Source organism: uncultured Cellulomonas sp. (assembly GCF_947494015.1).
Lineage (GTDB): Bacteria > Actinomycetota > Actinomycetes > Actinomycetales > Cellulomonadaceae > Pengzhenrongella.
In genome coordinates this window covers 33,229-54,650 of record NZ_CANLTL010000016.1, presented here as the reverse complement: position 1 = coordinate 54,650, position 21,422 = coordinate 33,229, and the positions used below count along the sequence as shown (strand labels likewise).

Below are 21,422 nucleotides of genomic sequence, written 5' to 3'. Positions count from 1 at the left end.
ACAACCCCCGCACCCACAGCCGCGAAGTCGAGGCCACTAGGCGGGGTCGGAACTGACGAGCAGCGCGCCGTGGTGCCGTGAACCACGCGACGTCGTCGTACTACTTGACATGGGTGTCGGATAATCCGACACTCATGTCGTGACTCGAAGCGCTCAGCCTGCGAACGCGCAGCCAACGTTCGACCTCGGGGTCGACGCGTCGGCTGGAGCCGTGGGCGGTGTGGTCCACGACACCCTCGGTATGCCGATGTCGCTACGCGCGGCGAAGGCGATGACGAGAAACTCGATTCGGTCAGCGCTGGACCGGACCTTGGCGAAGTTGCACCACGACGTTGTGCCCGGCGTCGGTGCCGGCGATCCCATCGACTCGATGGAGGTGGTCTTTCTCATCGGACGCTTCTATCGGGACCTAGATCGCAAGCAACTCGACTTGAGCAAGGTGCGTCGCAGTCGCTGGTCGAGTCTTGAAGGCGTTGCTGACGTCCTTCACGAGGAAATGAAGGAGTTGCGATGAGCATGTTTATCACCGCGGATAGCATCTCGGACGCATGGGTGGAGACGCTGGAGTCCGTTAACAGCGAGCAGGGTGGCACAGCGACGCATCTCATGGTGACTGTTAGTTCTCCCCAACAGGGCGACGACCCGACTGTGAGTAGTGTCATCAACCGTGTGCTGCTTGAGCGCGACAAGCATGGCGTGCTGACGGTGGCCAACACGTTGTTCCCAATATCGCTCTACAATAATCCGGGCTTCTCGTGGTCGCCTGAACTCACGCCCGACGACGGCGCCGCTCTAGATGAGGCGGCCGCGGAACTTTATGCCGCATATCTGGACTCGCTGCCGACTCTAAAGCGGGTTCGCGCGAACAGCGGAGGGACATACTTCGCGCGCATGGTCTCCTGGCCAGGCAAGACTGCGACGGGAACAAACCAGCTGAGCAATCGCATCGAAGCACTTAGGAAGGAACGCAGCAACAGGCGTCGAGCATCGAACGCCAGTGATATCGCCGTAGCCGGTGAGGCCGATGGTGCCGATGAGGCGGGCGTCGGGGGGTTGCTCGAGCAGTATGCCGTCTCGGACACCCGCACGCGTGGGTTTCCGTGCCTAGTGCACATCGACATCAGCGTCCGCAACGGGGCACTTTCCCTGCTCGGCGTCTACCGGCACTGGCACCTGATTACACGCGGCTACGGAAACCTCGTCGGTCTCGCGCGACTGCAGCAGTTCTTGTGCCAGCAGACCGGCTTTGCCACAGGAGAGCTCGCCATCGTCGCCGGCCATGCCAACGCCGAACACAGCGACTACTCGGGCCGATCAGGCGTGCGAGCAATCCTTGACGAGGTTGCGACGGCTCGTAGTAACGGGACAGCTCAGGGCCTGGCATCAGCATGAGCCCGCTAACACTGCGCACGGGCGTGGACCTGGTCGACTGCTCGCGCATCGAGCGGATGCTTCAGGAGGATGACGGCTTCCTCGCGATCGCGTTCACAGCCTACGAACAAGAGGAATGCGGAGTGGACGCAGCGCGCCTTGGTGGGCGCTGGGCAGCTAAGGAAGCGGCTATGAAGGCTCTCGGGCGCGGCATCGGCTCGATCGCTCCTCAGGACGTCGAGATCCAGTCCGACTCCGAGGGAGGGCCCACGCTCAGACTCACTGGCTCGGCACAGCGCCGCGCCCAGGAGTTGGGAGCGACCAGTTGGGACGTATCGCTGAGCCACGAGAGTGGCTTCGCGGTGGCGTTCGTGATTATGACCATCGGAGGACCTTGTGTCTGACAACGAGCAGCGCGTGGTTGCCGCTCGCCTACGCGAAGCGAGGGAATCACTCGGGCTCACACAGGGAGAAGTCAGTGGGGCGTTGCAGATTCCGCGGACGAGCGTCCATGCCATCGAGGTCGGGAAACGAGGCGTGTCCGCTCTTGAGTTACGCCGGTTGGCAAGGCTGTACCGACGCAGAGTGGAGTGGCTACTCGGTGAGGATGAGGCCCCGGTGGCCGCCGCGGACGGTGCCCTGTACCGAGCCACGCAGGACTTGTCAGCCGACGACAAAGAGCAGGTGTTGCGGTTCGCCCAGTTCCTGGCCGCCGGATCGGTCCCGCGGGGCGCGCGCCCAGGTAGCGGAGGGAAACGGCCGTGACCCGGATCGGCGCAGCCCAGGCTGCGAATAACGCGCTCAACACGCTGGGCATCGATCAGGCGAGTCCGGTCGACCCTTTCGAGGCGATCGAAAACAGCGGCCTGGTGCTGGGGTTTAAACCGATGAAGGACCTCTTGGGAGTGATCCTGCCCGGAGACCCCGGCGGAGTGCTCATCAACAGCGAGCGACCCGCCTCGCTGCAGCGCTACACCGCAGCCCACGAGCTCGGCCACTGGTACCTGGACCAGGACGTGCTCCGGCTCGAGACGGACGACACGATCGTTGGGCACCATCCCCATGACTCTCGTGAGCTCGACGCACAGACCTTCGCTGCTCATTTCTTGATGCCGCTAGAGCTCCTCTACTCGACCGCCCGCCGGTACGGCATCCGCCGTGGGAGCGAAGTAGGTCCGGAGCAGCTGTACCAGGCGGCGCGAGACATGCATGTCAGCTATGAGGCGGCGGTCCGTCAGTTCGTCAACACCAAACTGGTCTCCCCGGGCAATCGTACCGAACTCCTCAAGGCCCGTCCGATGCTGATTAAGCGAGCTCTCGCCGACGGCTTAGCGCTGCCTGACCCGAGAGGAGACGTGTGGGTGCTCGACCACCCCGACGAGCGCGTGAGCGTCGAGGCGTTCGTGGGTGATGCGATTGTCCTGCGGCTGCCCGAGCGGCCAAGTACCGGGTATCGGTGGTGCGTCGAACCTTCCCTGGATTCGGCGACCGTTCACCCACTGCGCCCGCCTCCGCCGAGCTTTGACGACGGGCAGGCATTCGGCGGCGCCACTCGGACCACGGCAGACGTCATCACGATGCCCTTCACCCAGACGCATTCAGAAGTCATGACACTGCTGGGGGATGAGGTCTCGCGTGGGCCCTATGAGCCAGGCCTGACCGCTGTGGGCGGTACCGTCACGCGCCTGGTCGCCTATGGAGCCGGCGCGCCAGGGCGGGAGTCGGTCCGTCTCAGCGAGGTGCGGCCGTTCCAGCCCGAGGAGCGTGTGGCCAGGCTGGAGGTCTCCGCGCTCGTACGCGGGACCCCAGCGGTGGAGTTCCGGCGCCGCCTGATTGAGGAGTTCTTGCGCGAAGAGGCCGCTGTCAGCGAGTGGGATGATTGATGCCACGAGATATCGACCTACGCGGGCTCGTCGGCGACACCATCCTCGATCAAGGCTACCGCCCGACCTGCGTCGCAGTCGCCACCTCGGCGGCACACGAGGCACTGATCGGAACCCCGGCGGCGCCGAGCGAGGACCTCGCACCAGAGGCCTTGTGGTGGCACGCGACTCGTGCCGGCCTCACCTCCGCGGCGGGCATGCTTCTGCGCGACGTCGGGCCCGCGCTGAACGGGCCGGGACAGCCCGAACTGACCAAGTGGCCCTACAACCGTGCATTAGGCGCCGGGACGGAGAACCCTCCCGACGATCTGTCCGATCCACCTTGGCACCGTGCCCGCCTCGACGATCTGCCTTTGCTCCACGACGGTGTCGAGCAACCGATCGAGGATGCTCTAGACACCTCGTACCCGGTCATCCTCATCCTGGAGGTCACCGATCAGTTCTACAACCCCGATGAGGACGGCATCGTGGCTTTACCCGGCGTCAGGGCAACAGCTGGCGGCTACCACGCCGTCGTGTGCGTCGGAGCAGCGACGCATCCCATCCACGGTCGCATGCTGTTGGTCAAGAACAGCTGGGGGCCGGTTTGGGGGCTGGGGGGCTATGGCTGGCTTCCCCTCGCATACCTGGTGGCGTTCGCTGTCCAGGCCGCACGCGTACTTGAGACCTAGGAGACATGAGATGACCGCGCCGACACTTAAGCCGGGCACCCTCGTGGTGCTCGAAGGACTGGACAAGACCGGCAAGAGCACGCAGTCCGACGCGCTCCGCCACGTCCTCGACCCGACGACAACCGTGCACGTGCACATGCCCAGCGGCCTAAGCACTTTCACCGACGAGACGTATTCGATGCTCGAGTCGCCCTACCGCGCACCAGCGTCGGGTCTCGCCAAGCAGCTTGCTCATCTTGCGTGCCACGCCGAGAGCGTCCCCCACATCCTCGAGGTACTGCAGACCCGCGCGGTCGTGCTGGACAGGTGGTGGTGGTCCACTCTTGCCTACGGCTGGTACAGCGGCGCCCTGCCCGCAGCGGGCGTCTCCGAGGAGGGCTTCAAGAATCTGATCGATAGCATTTGGGCGCCACTACCGGCTGCCGTCGTCTTCCTCTTTGACAAGCCCTATGCGCCCGATGCCAACAATTCCGACCCGATTCTGGATGGCTACCAGCAACTTGCAGCACGGCACCGCACCCTCACTTCACGAGTGCCGCAGGGAGACCCCCAGGACATCACCCGGCGGATCCTCGCCGAGCTAAGCCAGCGAAGTTTGCTGGTCGACTAGCACCCAGGGACGTCACATGCCAGCCTTCCAGAACATCGATGCAGCGTTCGTCGGCATGCTCCAACGTGTCCTGCACCACGGAGAGGCCGTTGAAAGCCGCAACGGGCATACCCTCGAGCTGGCCGCCCAGACGATAACCATCGAGCATCCCACGCAACGTTTCTTGTTCTCACCTGGCCGCAACAACAACCCGTTCGCCGCGATCGCGGAAGCGATGTGGGTTATCGCGGGACGCAACGACCTCGCCTACCTGACCCCCTACCTCAAGCGAGCTCCGGACTACTCCGACGACGGCGGCCTTACCTGGCGCGCCGGCTACGGACCACGCCTGCGCGACTGGGAGGGAATCGACCAGATGTTCGAGGTCTACTCAGCCCTAACCGCCTCGCCGGGATCCCGGCGCGCAGCCGTGTCGCTATTCGACCCCACTAGCGACTACCGCAGCAGCGCCGACGTGCCGTGCAACAACTGGCTGCACTTCCTCGCTCGCGACGGTCGACTCGACATCAACGTGGCGGCTCGCAGCACCGACATCTGGTTCGGCTTCTCCGGAATCAACGCCTTCGAATGGAGCCTGCTGCTGGAGATGATGGCGCGCTGGCTCCACCTGGAGCCAGGGGTGCTGACCTTCTTCACCTCCTCCCTGCACCTCTACCGCGAGTACGAGGGCCGCGCCCGGCGGGTCGTAGAGACGGCCGATCCAGCACGGGAGTACGTCGGCTCCGGCGAGCATCGCTACGACACCGGCTGGGCTCAAGCGACGACCGACCACGAGGCGTGGATGGCCCTTGAGCACCAACTGCGACACGGCGCTGACCTGGACAACTTACACGTGCCGTTCACCGACCCTCTGTTGCTGGGCTACATCCGGGCGATCGATATCTTTTGGGCGTTCAAGCGCGGCACCAAACCGGCCTCACTGGCATCGCGGCTCGAGCGACTCGGGGGCAGCGACCTCGGAGTCGTCGCGTGGGAGTTCATCAACCGGCCGCACGCTCAAGACCATTGAGGTCGAGGACGCCGGAGAACAGGTCGTCTGATGGCGCTTGGCGGCGGTGTGTCAGCGCTGTAACCGCCCGATCGTTGATACCCCACTTGGGCGGAAAAAACGGAGACGGGGCGGGCGCCTGCGGTGTGAAACGTTGCTTAATTCGAGTCCGGCTGCCGATGCCGGTCGCATCGGGGTGTGCGACACGCGCGTACTTGTCAGTCTCGCAAAATAGGTTCTGGCAGTCGATCAATGCCAATGGGCGGCCGAATAGGTCCTGGAAGTCGAGCTCGTACCGCTCGAACTCTTCGCTCTGATGCTCTACGGCCCACCGAATCAGGGATTCGGGATCCAGCCCACCGGTGTCGGCGAAGCATTTTGCTATGCCGCTGCGCGCACCCGGACCTGCGACTACGAACTCGTTCTCGTCGAAGTCGACGAGCGTGGTGTAGTTCAGGTCGATGGTCAGTTGGAACGCCAGGAACGGGCCTAGCGACGGGAACGAGGACAAGATCGCGTAGACCTGCTGCAGCGTGGGCGCTTCGCGAATGCGCTCGGCAGCACCACAGGCCAAGATGTGCTCCGCCAGGCGTAAGTGATTTAGGTGCTTCCGCCGAGCTCCGAACGGCGGTGGTGGAATGATGTACGCAGCGGAGTACACCCTCTGTCCGCGGGCAAGAACTCGCTCGAGTTCCCGATCGATCGCAGCAGGATCGAAGGTTTCCGTCGAGACCACCCCTACAGCATCTTCGATGACGCGCCAGGTCGCCGGCTTGTTGAAGAATCGGTAAAGCAAAGTTCGAAGCAGCAGATCTTCCGCGTCTCGAGAGCCGGAGTACTGGATGCGAATCAGGTCCTGCGAGACCCTATCGGCAGCTCGATAGGCGTTGGTGAAGCGGTAGCTGGACAAGGTGAGGTCGCTCGTCCACGGGGCAGGAACGCCGCTCAGCCGCCGGTGGTAGACCCGCTGACGCTCCGCTGCAACGTGCCAATAACTGCGCAAGACATCTGTAGCCACCACCGTGCGGGTCCCGATTTGGATTGACCTCATCGCGTCCCACGTCCTTCCGTCGTCACTTCGGCACCGCCGTCTTCAAGCCATCAGCGCGGTCGGTGAGGGTCGTGACCGGTGGCGGAAGCGTGCTCACAGCCGCGCCTACCAGACTACGGCCGGCGGGAGCCAGACCCAGCCGGGCCCGGGGGTGTGTCCAGGAAGCGGTGCAGCTCGCTGCCCGGCTGGGCATCTCCCGTCTGCCTGCCTGCCGGCCAGCGCCGCGATCTTCTCGCGGCGGAAGCCGGACCAGTGGTGGTCGGGGTCTTGGTCGACCACCACGACAGGTGCGGTGGAGTGGCCGAGCTCGTCCATGACGTACTCGCGGGCGGCGGGGTTGTCGGTGACGTCGACGACGGTGTAGCCGATGCCGGCTTGGTCCAGTGCGCGGTAGGTCATCTTGCACTGCATGCACGACGGCCCGGTGCTGTAGACGGTGACGGTGAGCATGACCCGGTCCTCCCCTACTGCTCGGCAGCGGCCGACGCTGCGGCGGGGTGGTCGGGGCCGGTGAGGATGGCGGGCAGCTCGCGCAGGACGTAGCCGGCGTGGCGGAGCAGGAACGGGTCGATCTGGCCGGTGGCGCGTGCGTGCAGGCTGGTGGCGGCGTCGGTGTACCTGGTCCGGTTGGTGGCGACGTCGGCGGCCAGGGCGATGGTGTGGGCGACGATCGACTGCACGCGGCCGCTGCCGCCGGTGGGTGCACCGGGGCAGCGTTGGTCGTGGTCGGCGATGACGGCGGCGATGGGTGCGCGGTCGGCGAGCAGGGACAGGGGCACGACCCGGCGTAGGCGTTTGGCGTCGCGGGCGTCCCAGAGCATCTCGCGCACGACGTCGTCGGGGGTGCGTTCTTCGTCGCTCATGCCGCTCTCACCCCGGTGTGCAGTCGGTGTCCGTGGGTAGCGTCCCAGGCCGCGGCGAGGTCGGTCACGTCCACGTCCGGGTGCTCCAGGACGAACACACACAGGCGCCCGGTGGCGGCGACCAGCTGCGGGCCGTGGTTGTGGGTCAGCCATGCGGCGACGAGCCGGGTCGGCAGGGCAGCGGCGCGCTCGGTGACGGGTAGGGGGTTGGTGACCGCGCGCAGGTCCAGGGCGGCGCGCATGCGGGTGTCCCAGTCCCACGACCCGATCGCACCGGCTGTCCGGGCCAGGGCCAGGGTGTGCGGTCGGTCGTCGCCGGCGGCTGCTCCTGCTGCGGCGCGTCGCCGCAGGGTGTGGGCGGCGTACTGCCCGGCTGAGGCGGTGCGGCGGGCGGCCTTGTGCCCGGTGTGGATGCGGGTCTGCCCGTTCTCGGCGGCGGCCCATGGTTCGGGGTCGACGTCGGGTGGTGTCGCGGCGGTGCGGGTGAGCTCGAGCATGGTCAGGATCGGGTCGGCCCACTGTGCGGGCAGGGGGGCAAGGCGTCGGCGGGTGCTCATGGCTGGTGTCTCCTCGAGGTGGTGTGGGGATGGCCGGGTGAGGGGCCGACCGGGTGGTCGACCCCTCCCCCGGCGTCGGGTCGGTCTAGGTGAGTTCGGTGAGCATCACGCGGGCGGCGTACTCGGTTGGGTCGGTCCCGGCGTCGTACTCGTCGCGGTAGGGCTGGTCGGGTAGGTCCGCGTGGGTCAGGCCGACGTGCCGGCTGATCGTGGCGTCGAGCATGAACAGCCACAGGCCGAACTCCGGGTCTCCCCCGTTGTCCTCGACGTACTGGCGCCACAGGGCGGGGCGGGCGGCGAGGCGGGCGAGAATCTGCGCGCGACGGTCGGCGTCGAGGTTCGCGGGGTGGGTCATGGGTCAGTCCTCCCCGGGGAGCAGGATCGTCACGACCGGCTCGGCTTCGTCTCCGGGGCCGATGTGCAGGTCCAGCGCGGTGAGCACCGGCACCTGCGCGCCGGGCTGGTTCGGGATGCGCAGGACGTGGAAGCCGGCCCGGTCGGTGTCGCCTCCCCGGGTGGCGGCCAGGTGCGCCATGGTCAGCACGTCCCACAGGCGCCCGGTGGGGTCCTGGTGCGCCCCGTGCGCGGGGTCCCACGTCACAGCCTCGTTCGCTGCCGCGGCGGTCAGCGCGACCGGCACGCGGAATCCGGCCTCATGGGCGGTGGTGGTGACGTCGACGAGCACGCCATCACGGATCGCATCGGCCCGGCTGTAGGAGTAGATCGGGGGTCCGAAGAAGTCACCAAGAGTCACGGTGGAGACCAACCTTTCGCCAGACGCAGGGGGTACGGCCCGGTGGCCGACACTTTTTTTGCCCTTCCTGGCGCTGTGATCACCGCCGGCAGTCAGCGCGCGGGAGTGCCACCCGCAGGGCAGCGGGGGAAACGACTTCGGCCGGATGAGAGCGAAGCGCCAGCCGGGGTCGTTGGCGGAGCTGGTGGGCGGAGCCCACTTGCGCGTAGCGCGCGCCGGCGATGATGGCGAGCCAGGAAGGGAAAACAGCAAACGTCGTTTACAGCCGCCGGGCGCGCAGCGTCCGGTGTCCGCGCACCGGCGCTCCGTCGCCGGTGCCGTGGGCGCACCTGGGCTCGAGGCCCGGGGCGACCGGGCGTGCGCCGGCCCGCCAGGGCCGGCGAGCAGCTGGTCGGGCTCGACGCCCGACCGGCTGCCCCGCCCGCCCGGTGACGACCGACCGATCCCACCCACGCGGGGGGGACCGGCCGGTCGCGGCCGGGTGTCAGCGGGTGCGGCGGACCCAGCCGGGCGGCAGCCCGGCGGCGAGGACTTCCCTGATGAGCACCGCGAGGCGGTAGGTCGGGTCGGCGGCGAGGGCCTGGTCGACCAGGACCCCGGCCTTCGCGCCGTCTCCGGACCACCACGCCAGGACCGCCAGCAGGGTGAGCGGGGCGGGGGCGCGGTCAGCGGCGCTGTGCGCAGCGACCTTCGTCAGCAGCGCGGCAGCGCGCTCGGCGGCGTCGCCGGGCGGGACCCCGTCGCCGGACTGGATGAGCGCGGCCAGGGCGCGGGTCTGGGCGCCGGTGGCGTCGTCGCCGGTGATGATGCGGTCGGGCAGGTCGGGGTCGGTGTCGGGCAGGACCGAGCACAGGATCGCGTCGCGCAAGATCACGTCGGCCAGTGCGGCGCCGATGACTCCGAGCCCACCGGGGCGCACGTCGTCGGTGCTCAGGACGGCGCGCCAGGTTGCCAGGCCAGATGCCCGTGCGGCGGTGGGCTGCGTGGTCCAGCCGTCCAGCCATGCGCGGGCCGCCCGGTCGGCGGCGATCCGCTGGGGCTCCGGTGCAGGAGTGACGCCGAGGGCGGCCCGGTCGGGGGCGACGACGCTGCCTTGGACGGTGAGGGTGGCGGCGACCTGGGTGCTGGTCAGGTCGGCCAGGGGGCGACCGTGGGGCGGGCAGCAGTCGGGGTCGGTGCAGTCCAGGGACCGGTAGCCGGTGCTGGTCACGGTCCACGCGGACGCGGGCAGGTCGTGGGCGTCGGCTGCGGCGGTCAGGGTGGCGGTCGCGGCCTGGGCGGCGGCGGTGTCGTCGGTGTAGGTGACCACGACGATGCGGTTCGCGTCGTCGGCGAGCAGGTGCCGCACGATGGTGGGGGCGGCCTGGTCGGTGTCGGCCAGGTCGACGCGCACGATCAGCCCGACCCGGCCTCGGTCCCCGCGCAGGGCGACCGCGACGATGGACTCGGTCGGGGTGAAGCCCAACTGGTACGGGATGAGTGCGAGCAGTTCGCGCGGTTCGGTGACACGGATGGTCTCGGTCATGGTGACACTCCAATCGCAAGGTGCGGGGTGATCGGCCCGGTGGCCGACCGTTTTTTTGCCCCTCCTGGCGCTGTAATCACCGCCGGTATGAGGGGCCGGAGCGCCACCCGCAGGGCAGCGGAGGAGACGAGGTCGGCCGAGCTCAGTGAGCGCAGCGAACGCAGGCCGGGCTCGTCGGGGGAGCTGGCGCGCGTAGCGCGCTTGCGCGGAGGTCCCGCCGGCGATGATGGAAAGCCAGGAGGGGAAACAACCAACGCGGTTCACAGTCGCCGGGCGCGCAGCGACCGGTGCCCGCCTGCACCGGTGCTCCGTCGCCGGTGCATGAGCGCCGCGCGCGGGCGATGGTGGCCGGGTCGCGCAGCGGGCTGGTCTCCGGGTGCGGGGCCGGGACGGCCCCGCAGGCGCCGGCCCGCCAGAAACGGCGCGCAGCTGGTCGGGCTCGATGCCCGCACCGGCTGCCCCGCCCGCCGGGGCGACCGCCCCGCCCTTGGGGTGGGCGGGGCGGTCGGTTCGCGGGTCAGTCAGTCGGGGCCTGTGAGGAATCCGGCTCGGCGTCGTCGTCGTAGTCGTAGTCGGCGGCGGCGTCCTGGTCGGTGTCGTCGCCGTCCTCGTCGGTCGGGGCCTGGGAGGGGTCCGGCTCGGCGGTGACGATGGCCTCGACGTCGGCCAGGCCGTAGCCCCATGTGGCCAGGGCGGTGAAGTAGTCCCGGTCGGCGGCGGTGACGTTGCGCCAGGTGTGGGTGCCGGTGCTGTCCTCCATCGCGGCCAGGACCAGCACCAGGGTGATGTGCTGGGCGCGGGCGGGGGTCGCGGTGGCGATCAGGACGGGCAGCGGGTCGGGCTGTCCCAATCCGGCGCGCTCGGGCAGCCCGAGCCAGGTCCGGGCCAGGGCGTGCCCGCCCATGCGACCGGCCTTCTCGACGGTCGCCAGGGAGTCCACCAGCCGGGCGGCGACGAACGCCGCACCGTCCTTCGGGGCGGTCTTGCGCTGGGCGAACCCGGCCAGCCAGGTGCGCCGGACGGTCTGCGCGGACTTCCACGCCTTGTTGTTGGCGATGAGCGTGCGCCGCTCGGCCTTCTGCTCGTCGGTCCTCTTCCCCTTCGTGCTGCCGGTGGACAGCGACCCCTGGGAGTAGCGCGCGACGTGCCCGTGGGCCTTGGGGTCGGCGCAGCCGTGCACGACCACGGGGCCGTCGTAGCGGCTGTCAATCCACGCGACCCGACCGGGGCACTCGGCGTGGCTGTCGGGGTCGAGGAACGTCTTGGTGCCCTCGGCGTCCACGGCGGCGAGGCTGGTCAGCGACTCGGGCGTCTCGTCGTACCGGGGCCGGGCCACGACGGTGATGCCCTGGGCGACCAGGTCGTCGGTCAGGGCGGCGATGGCCTGCTGCTCGGCGCGGTCGTCGCGGTACTGCTGGGCGAGGTGGTCGAACCGGGCGGGGTCCTTGACCGCGCACACGGTGAGGTCCTTCTGGCGGCCGGCGTCTCCGTCGAATTCGGCCAGGACGGCGGCCTGGTCGAGCGTGAGGTCGTACCTGGCGGTGATCGCGGTCGCGACCTCGGACGCGGCGACGGTCAGGGCGGTGGTGACGGTGGCCTTCTTGACCCCGGCCCGCTTGGCGATGGTCGCCGCCGAGACGCCCATGAGCGACAACTGCTGGAAGCCCGCGATCCGGTCGGACGCCCCGAGCGCGGCACGGTGGTCGTTCTCGACCATCTGCTCGATGATCCGCCGCGCGGCGTCGTCGTCGCCGTCCACGATGTACGCCGGGATCGTGGGCCGTCCGGCCTCGATCGCGGCCAGGGTCCGGCGCTGCCCAGCCCGCACCCGCAGACCCTCGGCGGTGCGGTGCACCAGCACCGGCGTCAGCACGCCGTGCTGCCTGATCGACCCGACGAACTCCCGGGTCAGGGCGACGTCGGTGCGAACGTTCGCCTCCACAACCAGGTCGCGGGGGTCCACCTGGGACACGACCGGCCCGGCCTGCTCCGTGGTGGCCTCCGGGGCCTCGGCCGCGGTGGCGGTGTCCGCCTGCACCTCGACCACGACGACGGGCGCGTCGGGGACGGTGGTGTCCTGCAGGGTGGGGCCGGGGTTGTACTCGACAACAGTCACGGGTGACGCTCCTTCGCGCCAGGGTGGGTGGCCGACCTGCTGCCGACCGTTTCTTTCGCCCTCCTGGCGCTGGAATCACCGCCGGAATGAGCCCGCGGAGTGCCACCCGCAGGGCAGCGGGGGAAACGAGTTCGGCCGGAAACAAGCGAAGCGCCGGCGGGGCTCGTTGGCGGAGCTGGCGGCGCAGCCGCTTGCACGCAGCGGGCGCCGGCGATGATGGAAAGCCAGGAGGACGAACAAACACCGCTTCTCCGGCAGTCGCCGGCCGCCCCTGGCGGGCGGTGTCAGGCACACCGCGGCGCAGCCGTGGTGCAGCCGTGCTCCCGGCTCCCCCGCGCGCGAGGTGAGGCCGAGCAGCTAGGAGACGAAGTCGAGTCGCTGCGAGCAGTACGGACGGCGGTAGGCGCGACGTCGCGTTGATCGTCGTCCGCGTTTGGGGCCTGGCGGCACTCGTTGTTGGTCCAGCCGACCCGGCTCCCGACGCACCGACGCACCGTGGAGGTCAGCTCTGAGCCCGACAGCTACCGTCTGGCTTGTGGCCAGTAGACCCGAACAGCGTTCGATCCACGGAGATTGGCGAGCCGCTGAGGACGTGGCGGCAGGCTGGATGCGCTACCTGGGCCACGAGGACGCCCGCACCACAGGAGCGGGCGCCGATGGGGGCATCGACGTGTACTCCCGGTCTGCGCTCGGACAGGTCAAGGCCCGGCAGTCGGCAACTTCGCGGCCAGAGCTTCAACGCCTCCTGGGGGCTGCTGGGCGCCGTCAGGTGTCGTTGTACTTCTTCTCGACCGGCGGGTACACCCGCGACGCCCTCACGTGGGCGGACGAGATGGGGATCGCCGCCTTCACCTTGACTGGTGAAGGCTTAGCAATTCCCAACTCCTCCATCGCGAAGACGTCGCTGCACACCGCGGACCGCGGATCGGAGGGCAGCTCGCGCGGCCGCATTCGGGTGCCAGCCGAGCGAGCGGCCACACCGCGGATCCGGGGATGGAAGGCGGTACTCCTCTGCTGGCTGGCGGTGACCAGCGGTGTCATGGTCACCGTGTCGATTGCCGCAGCTATTCATTTGAGGGAGTTCACTGAGCCTATCTGGACCGTCCTCGTTGGTGGAGTCGTCGGAGCGTTTCTGACTCGTCTCGCTTGGCGAGCTCGTGACAGATAGCCGTCGGCAGGCCGCGGCGAGGGGCCCCGGCGCCTGGGGCGCGAACTTCTCGTCGCCTTGGGGCGCGTGTTTCAGTGCTGACGATCGGCGGGGCGGCTCCACCGATGCTGCCGCCGCCAGCGAGGCCCCGGGAGCTGGGTGTCAGGACGGTCAAGTTGCTGACGGTCGCTGACGCCGCAGTGCGCGCTGAGGGTCCCCCCGCCGGGTGTTACTTGCTGGTGGAGGTCTTCACGGCCCATGTCCATAGGGCGGCGTCGAGGAGCCGTAGCCGGCCGGTGTCGGGGTGGACGTCACGGCCGGGTACGCCGGCGCGCAGCTGGTCGGTGAGGTTGTCGATGGCCGTGATGATCTGCCGGTCGCCGACGAGCGCCCGGTACACCTGGTAGTCGATCTGGTAGTTGCCCCTGGTCCCCGACGGGATGAGGCCGAGGTGGTAGCAGACGACGTTGTCGCGGACCGGGAACAGCTCGTGCCGCTTGCGGGCGCAGAGCTTGCTTGCGGTCACCCACGCGTTGGGGTCCTTGGTGCTGGGTTTGGACAGGGCTGCTTTGACGGCGAGGTAGAGCTTCTCCATCGCGAGGAAGTCGTCCGGGCCGGCGACCAGCAGGTCCTTGTGCTCGACACCGGCCAGAGCTTCGAGGATCGCTGGGCGGTGGGTAGCGCCTTCGAGGAGCCGGCGGCTCGCGCCGGGCTCGATCTTCACCGCCATGAGGGTGACCGCGTGCAGGTCGACCGCGGTGATGTCGTTCGGGTCGTTGGGCTGCAGCTCGACGAAGCTCGCGCCCACGAAGTTCCGTGTCCGGTCGTAGTACCGGGCGAGCCGGTCGACCGCCGGCCGTGGCGTGTCGTTGCTCAGCGCCTCCAGGGACTTCTTCGTCGCCTCTGCGATCAGAGCGGGGTCAGCCGCCGGCCAGTTGTCGGGGACCTGCTGCCACGCCTCGAGTTCGCTCATGGCCCGTGATCGTGGCATGTCCCGTTACAGCCTCGCCCGGACCGGTGGCCTCGTCCCGTGTTCGGGCTGGCCGCTGGTCCTGTCGGGCCCGGCCGAACGCGTGCGCTGACGAGCGCGGCGCGTGAGCGGGGAGCGGGGGGTCCGGGTCACTCGCGCGCAGCCCTCTCCCCCGGCGGCGAGGGCCCGGGCCACCACGTGAGCGTGCCGGCGATCAATCTGACGAGCGGCCGCGTTTCGTTACGTTCCGTGTCGTTAAGTTACGTTGCGTTGCGTATGCGCGACAGCCTCGTCTAGGGTGACGTTATGAGCCAGGTCGACGAACGGACGTGTCGCTACCCCGGGTGCGAGCGCGCGGCGGTGTCGCCGGAGGCGGGCGCGACGGGGCGCCCCCCGGGGTACTGCGACGACCCGGGGCACAACCGGGCGGCCGCGTGGCGCGCCCGTCGCGAGGCGGAAGCCGCCGCGACCGGCCAGCCGGCCGCGGCGGAGCAGCGGCCGGTGGACGCGGCGCGGCAGCGCGCGTCAGAGCTACGCGGTCAGGTCAGCGGCCTCGTGGAGCACCTGGAGCAGCAGATGCGCGCCCTGGTCGAGGAGCTGCGGACGCTGGGTGACCCGGACGCTGCGGAGGCGCAGATCGAGTCGGTGACGACCGAGGCGGCCGAGCAGGTCGCCGCGGAGCGGGCGCGCGCGAGCCGGGCGGAGGGCGCGCAGCGCCGCGCGGAGGCCGAGCGCGCGGAGGCCGACGCCGCGGCGGCCGAGCTCGCGGACCGGGTCGAGGCCCTCGAGCGGGAGCTGGGCCAGGCCCACCAGGACCTGGCCGGTGAACGGGCGGCGCGGGCCGCGGACGCGCAGGCGTTCGAGGTCGAGCGGGCGGCGGCGGCCGAGGCGTTGGCGACCGCGCAGGGCCAGGCGGCGGACCTGCGCGAGCAGGTCGCCGCGGCGGCTGCACGGGTGCAGGCGGTGGAGGCCGACCTCGCCTCGGCGCTCGAGCGTGAGGCGGCGGCGGTGGCTGCCGGTGAGCGGGAGCGTGCGGCGGCTGCGGCGGCGACGTCGCGGGCGGACGCCGCGCAGGCGACGGCTGCGGGGCTGCGTGACCAGGTGGAGCGGGAGCGCGCCGAGCGTGAGGACCTGGCCGGGCAGGTGGAGCGTGCCCGGGGCGAGCGTGAGGACCTGGCGGGTCAGGTGGCGCGGCTGGGCGCGGAGCTGGCGGCGGTGTCCGCGCAGCGGGCGGCGGCGGTGGCCGACGTCGAGCGTGAGCGTGAGCACGGCGACCAGCGGGTCGCCGACGTGCGGGCGAGCCAGGGCGGGCAGGTGGAGCAGCTACGGGCCGACGTGGCGGCGGCGCGTGATGAGGCGCGCACGGAGCGCACGCGCGCCGACCGCGCCGAGGCGCGGGCGAGCGGGCCGGGCCCGGAGCCCGCAGGGGCGTAGGCCCGGTTCGTGGGGATGATGGTCGCCGGTCGCGTAGCGGGCCGGTGTCCGCGGGCTCCGCCGGGCCGCCCTGGCGGGCCGGCGAGCTGGCCGGTGGGCGGGCTCGATGCCCGCCTGCCGGCCGCGCGCGCACCGGGGGTGCCGGGCCGCTCCCCCCGGTGTGGGGTCGCGGGCCCGGGCCGGGGTGTTACTGGCGGCGGATCCAGCCGGGGGCCAGGCCGAGGTCGAGCATCTGACCGAGCGTCTGGGCGAGGCGGTAGTCGGGGTCGATGGTCAGGGCGCGGTGCAGGTGCACGTTGGCTTCGGCTCCGGCTCCGTGCCACCACGCGAGGTTCGCCAGGAGCGTGAACGCGGGGGCGCTGTCGGTGTGGGCGGCGATGTAGGTCAGCAGCATCCGGTGTCCGTCGCTGGCGATGAGGTCGGGGGCGACGCCGTTGGTGGGGTCGATGATCTTGGCCAGGACGGCGGCGACGGCGGCGGTGTCGGCCGCATCGGTGACCAGGGCGTCGGCCACCTCGCGCCCTCCGGCGATGTCGCACAGGATCGCGTCGCGCACGGTGACGTCGGTCAGGGCAGCGGCGAGGCGCCCGGCGACCTGAGGGGTGGCGCCGGGGAGGATGCCCGTGGCCAGGTGGCACATCATGTCGCTGCGGGTGCGGCGCCATTCGGTCAGAGCCGCGGGGCGGAACAGGTCGTAGCCGTCGCGGGCTGCGGCGGCGGTGGCGCGGTCGGCGTCGGGGGCGGGGGTCACGCCGAGGTCGTCGCGGCTGGTGCGGTAGGTGGAGCCGTGGCTGACGAGGGTCGCGGCGATGACAGTGGAGTCGAAGTCGCTGACCGGGAACGCCGGGGTGTCGGTGTCCAGGAGCCGGTAGGTGGTGTCGGTGACGTGGAACGTCCCGGCGTGCTCGAGCCCGGCGGCAGCGGTGTGGTCGGTGACGGCGTAGGCGGCGGCGCGGGCGGCGTCCTCGTCACCGGTGTAGGCCACGACGACGGCGCGGGTGGCTCCGTCGGCGATGAGGTGGGCGGTCAGGGTGCGGGCGGCCTCGAAGGCGTGGGCGAGGTCGATGCGGGCGATCAGCCCGACCCGGCCGCTGGGGGCGCGCAGGGACACCACGACGAGGGAGTCGGTGGGGGTGAAGCCCAAGTTGTGCGGGATGAGAGCCAGAAGTTCGCGGGCCTCGTTGACGCGGATGACCTGGGACATGGGTGACGCTCCAATCGCAAGGTGAGGGTGCCCGGCCCGGTGGCCGACCGTTTTTTTGCCCTTCCTGGCGCTGTAATCACCGCCGGCATGAGCGCGTGGGAGTGCAACCCGCAGGGCAGGTGCCGCGGCGAGTTTGGCCGGAAATAAGCGAAGCGCCGGCCGGGCTCGTCGGGGAAGTTGGCGCGCGTAGCGCGCTTGCATGGAGCGCGCGCCGGCGATGATGGAACGCCAGGAAGGGAAAACAACAACGCTGTTCACAGCCACCGACCGCCCCCGGCGGGCGGTGTCGGGCACACCGCGGCGCAGCCGTGGTGCAGCGGTGCACCCCGCTCCCCGCTCGCAGGGTGAGGTCGCGCGGCTAGGAGTCGCTGCGAGCCCGGGTACAGGCGGACGGTCAGGCGCGACGCCCGCGTTGATCGGTCGCTTTTCGCCGGGAGCCTGTACGGGTGAGCGTGAGTAGCGCTGTTGGTCGAGCACCGGGGCGGTAGCGTGACCGGCGTTGGTTTTGTCGGTTCGACCCGAGGATGTGGGTTCTGTGGCACAGCGCACGCAGGTGTTGTTGGTCGATGACGTGGATGGTGTCGAGGCTGACGAGACGATCACGTTCGGCCTTGATGGCGTGGCGTACGAGATTGACCTAACGGCGGACAACGCGACGCAGCTGCGCGAGTCGTTCGCGCGGTGGGTGCAGCACGGCCGCAAGCAGGGGCGCGCTCAGTCGTCGCCCGGTCGGTCCCGGTCAACCGGTCGCACCCGCGGCACGGGCACGTCGTCGGGCGACTCGGCGGCGGTTCGCCAGTGGGCGCAGGAGAACGGGTTCACGGTGAGCGAGCGCGGCCGCATCCCGTCGAAGGTGCTCGAGGCGTACGCGGCCCGCTGAGGCGAGCTGCGTCCTCGAGCGGGGGTGTCGGCGACGGTGGGTCGGTCCCGCCGGCTGGTCGGTGGGTTCTTCGTGCGGTGGGCGGTGACCACGGGGTTCCGCCGGCGCCACAGGCGCCTGTGTGCGGCGGGGATCGACCCGTTGGCGGGTCTGCCCTCGGCGCGGCCGGCTCATGACCACCGGCGGTCGAAGTGGCAGTAGCGGCGCGGGCTAGCGGGCGCTGCGCCCGCGTAGTGAGCGTGACGCTCGACCGGCGCGGGTGTTCCCCGGCGGGGACAGGGTGGTCACCGGCCGCGCAGCGGGTGGTGTCCGCGTGCGCGGGTCGGCGCTCCGTCGCCCGAGCTGCGCCCCCGGGGCGGCGTGGGCCGCCCCGGGGTGTGAGTGGTCAGGCTGCGACAAGGTCGACGGCGGGGCCGGCCGCGGTGATGGGCTGGTCGGGGTCCGGCTCGGTGTCGAGTGCGGCCAGGATGGTGCGGGCGGCGCGGACGACGGTGTCAGCGGCGGCGCGGACCTTGTCAACGTCTCCCCCGGACCACCCGGCGATGTACCCGAACGTGTAGCCGCTGGCGTCGACGTCGCGGGCGGCGCACACGATGTAGGCGACGGACTCGGCTTCGGTCTCGCACCGGTCGCGGCAGGTGGCGTAGGTGGCCAGGTCGGTGACGTGGCCGCACTGGATGTGGCCGAGTTCGTGGGCGAGGGTCTTGACGGCCTGGGCGTCGTCGACGTCGCCGCGCACACGCACGACGTGCGCGACGGGGTCGGTGTAGCCGTTCGCTCCCCCGCACGGCCCGCGTTCGACGGTGTACCCGTGGGCGGTGACCTGGGCGGCGAGGGCGTCCCACAGTCCTGCCGGGGCCTGCCCGGTGAGCAGGGCAGGCCCGGCGTCGGGCAGCGGGTCGCCGTCGGTCTGGGCGACGTCGAACACGTACGCGGCCTTGAAGCCGCGCGGGCGCGGCTTGCCGGGCTTGGTCGGCTCGGCGTCCGTCGCGGTGGGCGGCGCGTCCGCGTCGGCCACGGGGGCGGTGCTGTCGGTCTTCGTGGGGCGGTAGGTGACGGGGGCCAGGATCGCGATGCCCTTCTCGCCCTTGCGGACCTGGCGGCCCAGGCTCTGCCAGGTGCGGAACCCGGCCACACGGGTCGCGTCGGGCCGCTGCACGGCGATGAGCAGCAGGTTCGACAGGCTGTAGTTGTGGAACCGGGCTGCGGTCTTGAGCATGTCGCGCCAGGCGTCGGAGTCGACCAGGGCGGCGACACCTTCGGTGATCTGCTCGTGCATGGCGGCGATCTTGTCGCCGCTGTTCGTCGCGGGGGCGGTGCGGGTCATGGGTGACGCTCCACTTCCCAGGTGCAGGGTGCCCGGCCCGGTGGCCGACCGTTGTTTTGCCCTTCCTGGCGCGGTGATCACCGCCGGCATGAGCGGCCGGGAGCGTCAACCCGTAGGGCAGCGGCGCGGGCGAGTTCGGCCGAGCTCAGTGAGCGCAGCGAACGCAGGCCGGGCTCGCCCGCGGTGGCTGGCGCGCGTCAGCGCGCTTGCGCGAAGGCCGCGCCGGCGATGATCGGAAGCCAGGAAGAGCAAACAAGAACCGTGGTTCGACAGTCGACGGACGCGCAGCGGCCGGCGCCCGGCACACCGCGGCGCTCGGTCGCCGCGGTGCCACAACCGGGGAGGCAACGGGGCCTGAGGGAACCGTTGTGGCCGTGAGCGGACGGCGCGCGCGCAGCTACCGAAGTGGGGCGACGTCGTCGACGCCGAGGTCGGGGCGGGGGTGCGTATCCACCGCAGGGGTGGCGGAAGGATCGGCCGGAGCTGCGGACTCCCCCCCTGTGGCCGGGGTGGTGTCTCCCCCAGTCGGCAACTCAGCGCTACTCGTCGTCGCCGAGCTGTCGGCGGCTGAAGTCGATCGTGGGCCCGCGGTTTGTCGCCCCTCGATCGACCTCCGGCCAAACGCGCCCACCGTCCGCAGGGGCATGCGCGTGCGGGCCACTGGTGTGGATGGACGCTGCGGTGAAGATCCTCTCCACGGCAGACAGTCCAGGCGTGTTGCGGCCGCCGGGAAGGTCGCCGACCGCAATCGGAAGTGTGGGCAGCACCTGGTCGATCGTGACGCTCGCGGGCGTGCTGTCGCCCGGTGAATGCCGAGAGCGGTCGCGGACGTGATCTGGCAGCAGCCGCTCGAGCAGGCTGTCGTTCATGGTGGACGCCTCCTGGCGCGGACTTACAGAGTTACAGACCGACAGACTTGCGTAGTTCCGCCTCGGTAGCGCCGTTGAGGTCGTCGACGTGCTGCAGCAACACGTCGACCGCGACACGGATGAGGGTGTTCTCGGTGATCCGCTCCCCCGCGCCACGCCGTCGCTTGTTGAGCTTCCGCGCGAGGAGCGTCAGTTCGTCGAGCTGGCCGACCTCCAGCCGGGTCTCTTTTCTTTCGAGCTGCAGGTACCGGGGCGCCGCGGGCCGCTGCTCGATGCTGGGCGTGTTGGGCCCTCCGTCGCCTGGACGGGGCGCCGGGTCGGGTACGTCCTGGGAAGACTGGTGGACCGTCGGTGGTTCATCTGCGGCCGCGGCGGCGGGGCTGTCGAGAAGGCTGGTGAGGTTGACGCGGCTTCCCATTACGGCACCTCCACGGTGGCGGGCGTGTTCGTCCAGATCGAGAACAGTTCCAGCGCGACCCGGCGGTAGTCCTCTACTGCCTTGATCGACGCGCGCGTGAGTTCGTACTGGGTCACGACGTCGCCGCGCAGGGGCGCGTCGGCGTGCATCTTGTAGGTCCGGACAACGTTGGCGAACCGCTTGATGCCGGCGCCGTCGAGGAGCGCCTCCGCGTCTACTACCGAGGTGGGCACGCGTGGGTCGACCTTGTTCAGCAGGACCCGGTAGTCGGTCTGTGCCGGCTCGATCAGTTGGCGGATCGTCTGCACGAGCGGGGCGAACGCCAGAGCCATCGGTTCCGTCGGGAGAACCACGAAGTCAGCGGACTCGATCACGGTCCGCAGCACTGAACGAGCTTCCAGTGATCCCGGGGTGTCGACGAACACGACGTCGTATGGCAGCTCACGTAGCCGGGAGAGGTTCGCGGCGTCGGTGTCGGCGGTGAAGTCGAACGGAAGCCGGTCACCGGCTCGGTCGGCCCACCAGGACGAGGACGCTTGGGGATCGACATCGACGACCAGGACGCGCGAGCTTTCGGCAGCGACGGCGGCCATCGACATCGCGGTGGTCGTCTTGCCGGCGCCGCCCTTTTGGTTTGCTACTGCAACGATCCGCATTGAAGGCCTCCTGGTGGCCGAGTCCCGAACTTCCGAACTTCCGAAGTCCAGTAGTTCCGATGTAACGAACTATCGGAGCAACGTACCAACGGACTTCCTAACTATCGGGCTCCGACACTCCGTGAGTC

General features: G+C 70.0%; 24 protein-coding genes and 1 pseudogene. 11 read left to right on the top strand and 14 right to left on the bottom strand.

All coding sequences use genetic code 11. From position 1 onward, the window contains the following. The first annotated feature begins 139 nt into the window (after positions 1 to 139). Genes Q0840_RS16185 through Q0840_RS16155 form a run of 8 tightly spaced genes read left to right on the top strand, consistent with a single transcriptional unit; the run spans position 140 to position 5,544 of the window. A complete protein-coding gene (locus tag Q0840_RS16185; protein ID WP_298461271.1) occupies positions 140 to 514 on the top strand; it encodes a hypothetical protein in 375 nt (124 codons plus the stop codon). Continuing rightward, entirely contained in the window at positions 511 to 1,392 is an 882-nt protein-coding gene (locus tag Q0840_RS16180; RefSeq protein WP_298461268.1) for a hypothetical protein, read from the top strand. Before Q0840_RS16185 ends, Q0840_RS16180 begins: the two co-directional genes overlap by 4 nt. Positions 1,393 to 1,415: 23 nt before the next feature. Continuing rightward, positions 1,416 to 1,775, top strand: coding sequence for a holo-ACP synthase (acpS, locus tag Q0840_RS16175; protein ID WP_298461265.1), 360 nt, complete (start codon positions 1,416 to 1,418; stop codon positions 1,773 to 1,775). Further along, positions 1,768 to 2,136, top strand: a complete 369-nt coding sequence (locus tag Q0840_RS19105) for a helix-turn-helix domain-containing protein (RefSeq protein WP_367183143.1) — start codon at positions 1,768 to 1,770, stop codon at positions 2,134 to 2,136. Before acpS ends, Q0840_RS19105 begins: the two co-directional genes overlap by 8 nt. Further along, positions 2,133 to 3,254 (top strand): ImmA/IrrE family metallo-endopeptidase, encoded by a 1,122-nt coding sequence (locus Q0840_RS16170; protein WP_298461262.1) that lies wholly within the window; start codon positions 2,133 to 2,135, stop codon positions 3,252 to 3,254. The genes Q0840_RS19105 and Q0840_RS16170 overlap by 4 nt, the downstream gene beginning before the upstream one ends. Next, entirely contained in the window at positions 3,254 to 3,925 is a 672-nt protein-coding gene (locus tag Q0840_RS16165) for a C1 family peptidase (protein ID WP_298461259.1), read from the top strand. The genes Q0840_RS16170 and Q0840_RS16165 overlap by 1 nt, the downstream gene beginning before the upstream one ends. A gap of 10 nt (positions 3,926 to 3,935) precedes the next feature. Next, complete coding sequence (locus Q0840_RS16160; protein ID WP_298461256.1) at positions 3,936 to 4,535, top strand: hypothetical protein; 600 nt, start codon at positions 3,936 to 3,938, stop codon at positions 4,533 to 4,535. Positions 4,536 to 4,551: 16 nt separating this feature from the next. Next, positions 4,552 to 5,544: a thymidylate synthase gene (locus tag Q0840_RS16155; protein WP_298461253.1), complete on the top strand. Its 993-nt coding sequence runs from the start codon at positions 4,552 to 4,554 to the stop codon at positions 5,542 to 5,544. On the opposite strand, the gene Q0840_RS16150 is transcribed toward Q0840_RS16155, so the two are convergent. The 8 genes and pseudogenes from Q0840_RS16150 to Q0840_RS16115 form a co-directional block, all read right to left on the bottom strand. Next, the gene (locus tag Q0840_RS16150; protein ID WP_298461250.1) at positions 5,516 to 6,574 is read right to left on the bottom strand and encodes a nucleotide kinase domain-containing protein; all 1,059 of its coding nucleotides are present in this window, start codon (positions 6,572 to 6,574) and stop codon (positions 5,516 to 5,518) included. The two genes, Q0840_RS16155 and Q0840_RS16150, sit on opposite strands and share 29 nt — an antisense overlap. Positions 6,575 to 6,775: 201 nt before the next feature. Continuing rightward, positions 6,776 to 7,024: pseudogene (locus tag Q0840_RS16145) on the bottom strand (glutaredoxin family protein); the annotation flags it as partial. A 14-nt stretch (positions 7,025 to 7,038) separates the two neighbouring features. Continuing rightward, positions 7,039 to 7,437, bottom strand: a complete 399-nt coding sequence (locus tag Q0840_RS16140) for a hypothetical protein (RefSeq protein WP_298461247.1) — start codon at positions 7,435 to 7,437, stop codon at positions 7,039 to 7,041. Beyond that, positions 7,434 to 7,994 (bottom strand): hypothetical protein, encoded by a 561-nt coding sequence (locus Q0840_RS16135; protein WP_298461245.1) that lies wholly within the window; start codon positions 7,992 to 7,994, stop codon positions 7,434 to 7,436. The genes Q0840_RS16140 and Q0840_RS16135 overlap by 4 nt, the downstream gene beginning before the upstream one ends. Before the next feature lie 85 nt (positions 7,995 to 8,079). Next, the gene (locus Q0840_RS16130; protein ID WP_298461243.1) at positions 8,080 to 8,349 is read right to left on the bottom strand and encodes a hypothetical protein; all 270 of its coding nucleotides are present in this window, start codon (positions 8,347 to 8,349) and stop codon (positions 8,080 to 8,082) included. A 3-nt stretch (positions 8,350 to 8,352) separates the two neighbouring features. After that, complete coding sequence (locus Q0840_RS16125; protein WP_298461240.1) at positions 8,353 to 8,748, bottom strand: DUF6573 family protein; 396 nt, start codon at positions 8,746 to 8,748, stop codon at positions 8,353 to 8,355. Positions 8,749 to 9,232: 484 nt separating this feature from the next. Further along, positions 9,233 to 10,273, bottom strand: a complete 1,041-nt coding sequence (locus Q0840_RS16120) for a DUF4192 domain-containing protein (RefSeq protein ID WP_298461236.1) — start codon at positions 10,271 to 10,273, stop codon at positions 9,233 to 9,235. Between the two features lie 517 nt (positions 10,274 to 10,790). After that, positions 10,791 to 12,389 carry a ParB N-terminal domain-containing protein gene (locus Q0840_RS16115; protein WP_298461233.1) on the bottom strand — a complete coding sequence of 533 codons (1,599 nt, stop codon included), beginning with the start codon at positions 12,387 to 12,389 and terminating at the stop codon, positions 10,791 to 10,793. Positions 12,390 to 12,996: 607 nt separating this feature from the next. Here Q0840_RS16115 and Q0840_RS19100 point away from each other — a divergent pair. Beyond that, entirely contained in the window at positions 12,997 to 13,557 is a 561-nt protein-coding gene (locus tag Q0840_RS19100) for a restriction endonuclease (RefSeq protein ID WP_367183146.1), read from the top strand. Between the two features lie 208 nt (positions 13,558 to 13,765). Here the strand turns inward: Q0840_RS19100 and Q0840_RS16105 are convergent, their stop codons facing one another. Beyond that, complete coding sequence (locus Q0840_RS16105; RefSeq protein WP_298461227.1) at positions 13,766 to 14,509, bottom strand: DUF6308 family protein; 744 nt, start codon at positions 14,507 to 14,509, stop codon at positions 13,766 to 13,768. 303 nt (positions 14,510 to 14,812) lie between these two features. Between Q0840_RS16105 and Q0840_RS16100 the strand changes: the two genes are divergently transcribed. After that, positions 14,813 to 15,940: a hypothetical protein gene (locus Q0840_RS16100; RefSeq protein ID WP_298461224.1), complete on the top strand. Its 1,128-nt coding sequence runs from the start codon at positions 14,813 to 14,815 to the stop codon at positions 15,938 to 15,940. Positions 15,941 to 16,127: 187 nt separating this feature from the next. Here the strand turns inward: Q0840_RS16100 and Q0840_RS16095 are convergent, their stop codons facing one another. Next, positions 16,128 to 17,144, bottom strand: coding sequence for a DUF4192 domain-containing protein (locus Q0840_RS16095; RefSeq protein ID WP_298461222.1), 1,017 nt, complete (start codon positions 17,142 to 17,144; stop codon positions 16,128 to 16,130). A 535-nt stretch (positions 17,145 to 17,679) separates the two neighbouring features. Here Q0840_RS16095 and Q0840_RS16090 point away from each other — a divergent pair. After that, a complete protein-coding gene (locus Q0840_RS16090; RefSeq protein WP_298461220.1) occupies positions 17,680 to 18,024 on the top strand; it encodes an Lsr2 family protein in 345 nt (114 codons plus the stop codon). 385 nt (positions 18,025 to 18,409) lie between these two features. Here the strand turns inward: Q0840_RS16090 and Q0840_RS16085 are convergent, their stop codons facing one another. The 4 genes from Q0840_RS16085 to Q0840_RS16070 all read right to left on the bottom strand — a co-directional run bounded on the left by Q0840_RS16085 (position 18,410) and on the right by Q0840_RS16070 (position 21,294). Continuing rightward, positions 18,410 to 19,351: an ArdC-like ssDNA-binding domain-containing protein gene (locus Q0840_RS16085; RefSeq protein ID WP_298461217.1), complete on the bottom strand. Its 942-nt coding sequence runs from the start codon at positions 19,349 to 19,351 to the stop codon at positions 18,410 to 18,412. A gap of 539 nt (positions 19,352 to 19,890) precedes the next feature. Further along, entirely contained in the window at positions 19,891 to 20,220 is a 330-nt protein-coding gene (locus tag Q0840_RS16080) for a hypothetical protein (protein WP_298461214.1), read from the bottom strand. Positions 20,221 to 20,251: 31 nt separating this feature from the next. After that, positions 20,252 to 20,638 (bottom strand): hypothetical protein, encoded by a 387-nt coding sequence (locus Q0840_RS16075; protein ID WP_298461211.1) that lies wholly within the window; start codon positions 20,636 to 20,638, stop codon positions 20,252 to 20,254. Continuing rightward, positions 20,638 to 21,294 carry a ParA family protein gene (locus tag Q0840_RS16070; RefSeq protein ID WP_298461208.1) on the bottom strand — a complete coding sequence of 219 codons (657 nt, stop codon included), beginning with the start codon at positions 21,292 to 21,294 and terminating at the stop codon, positions 20,638 to 20,640. Before Q0840_RS16070 ends, Q0840_RS16075 begins: the two co-directional genes overlap by 1 nt. Positions 21,295 to 21,422 lie beyond the last annotated feature (128 nt).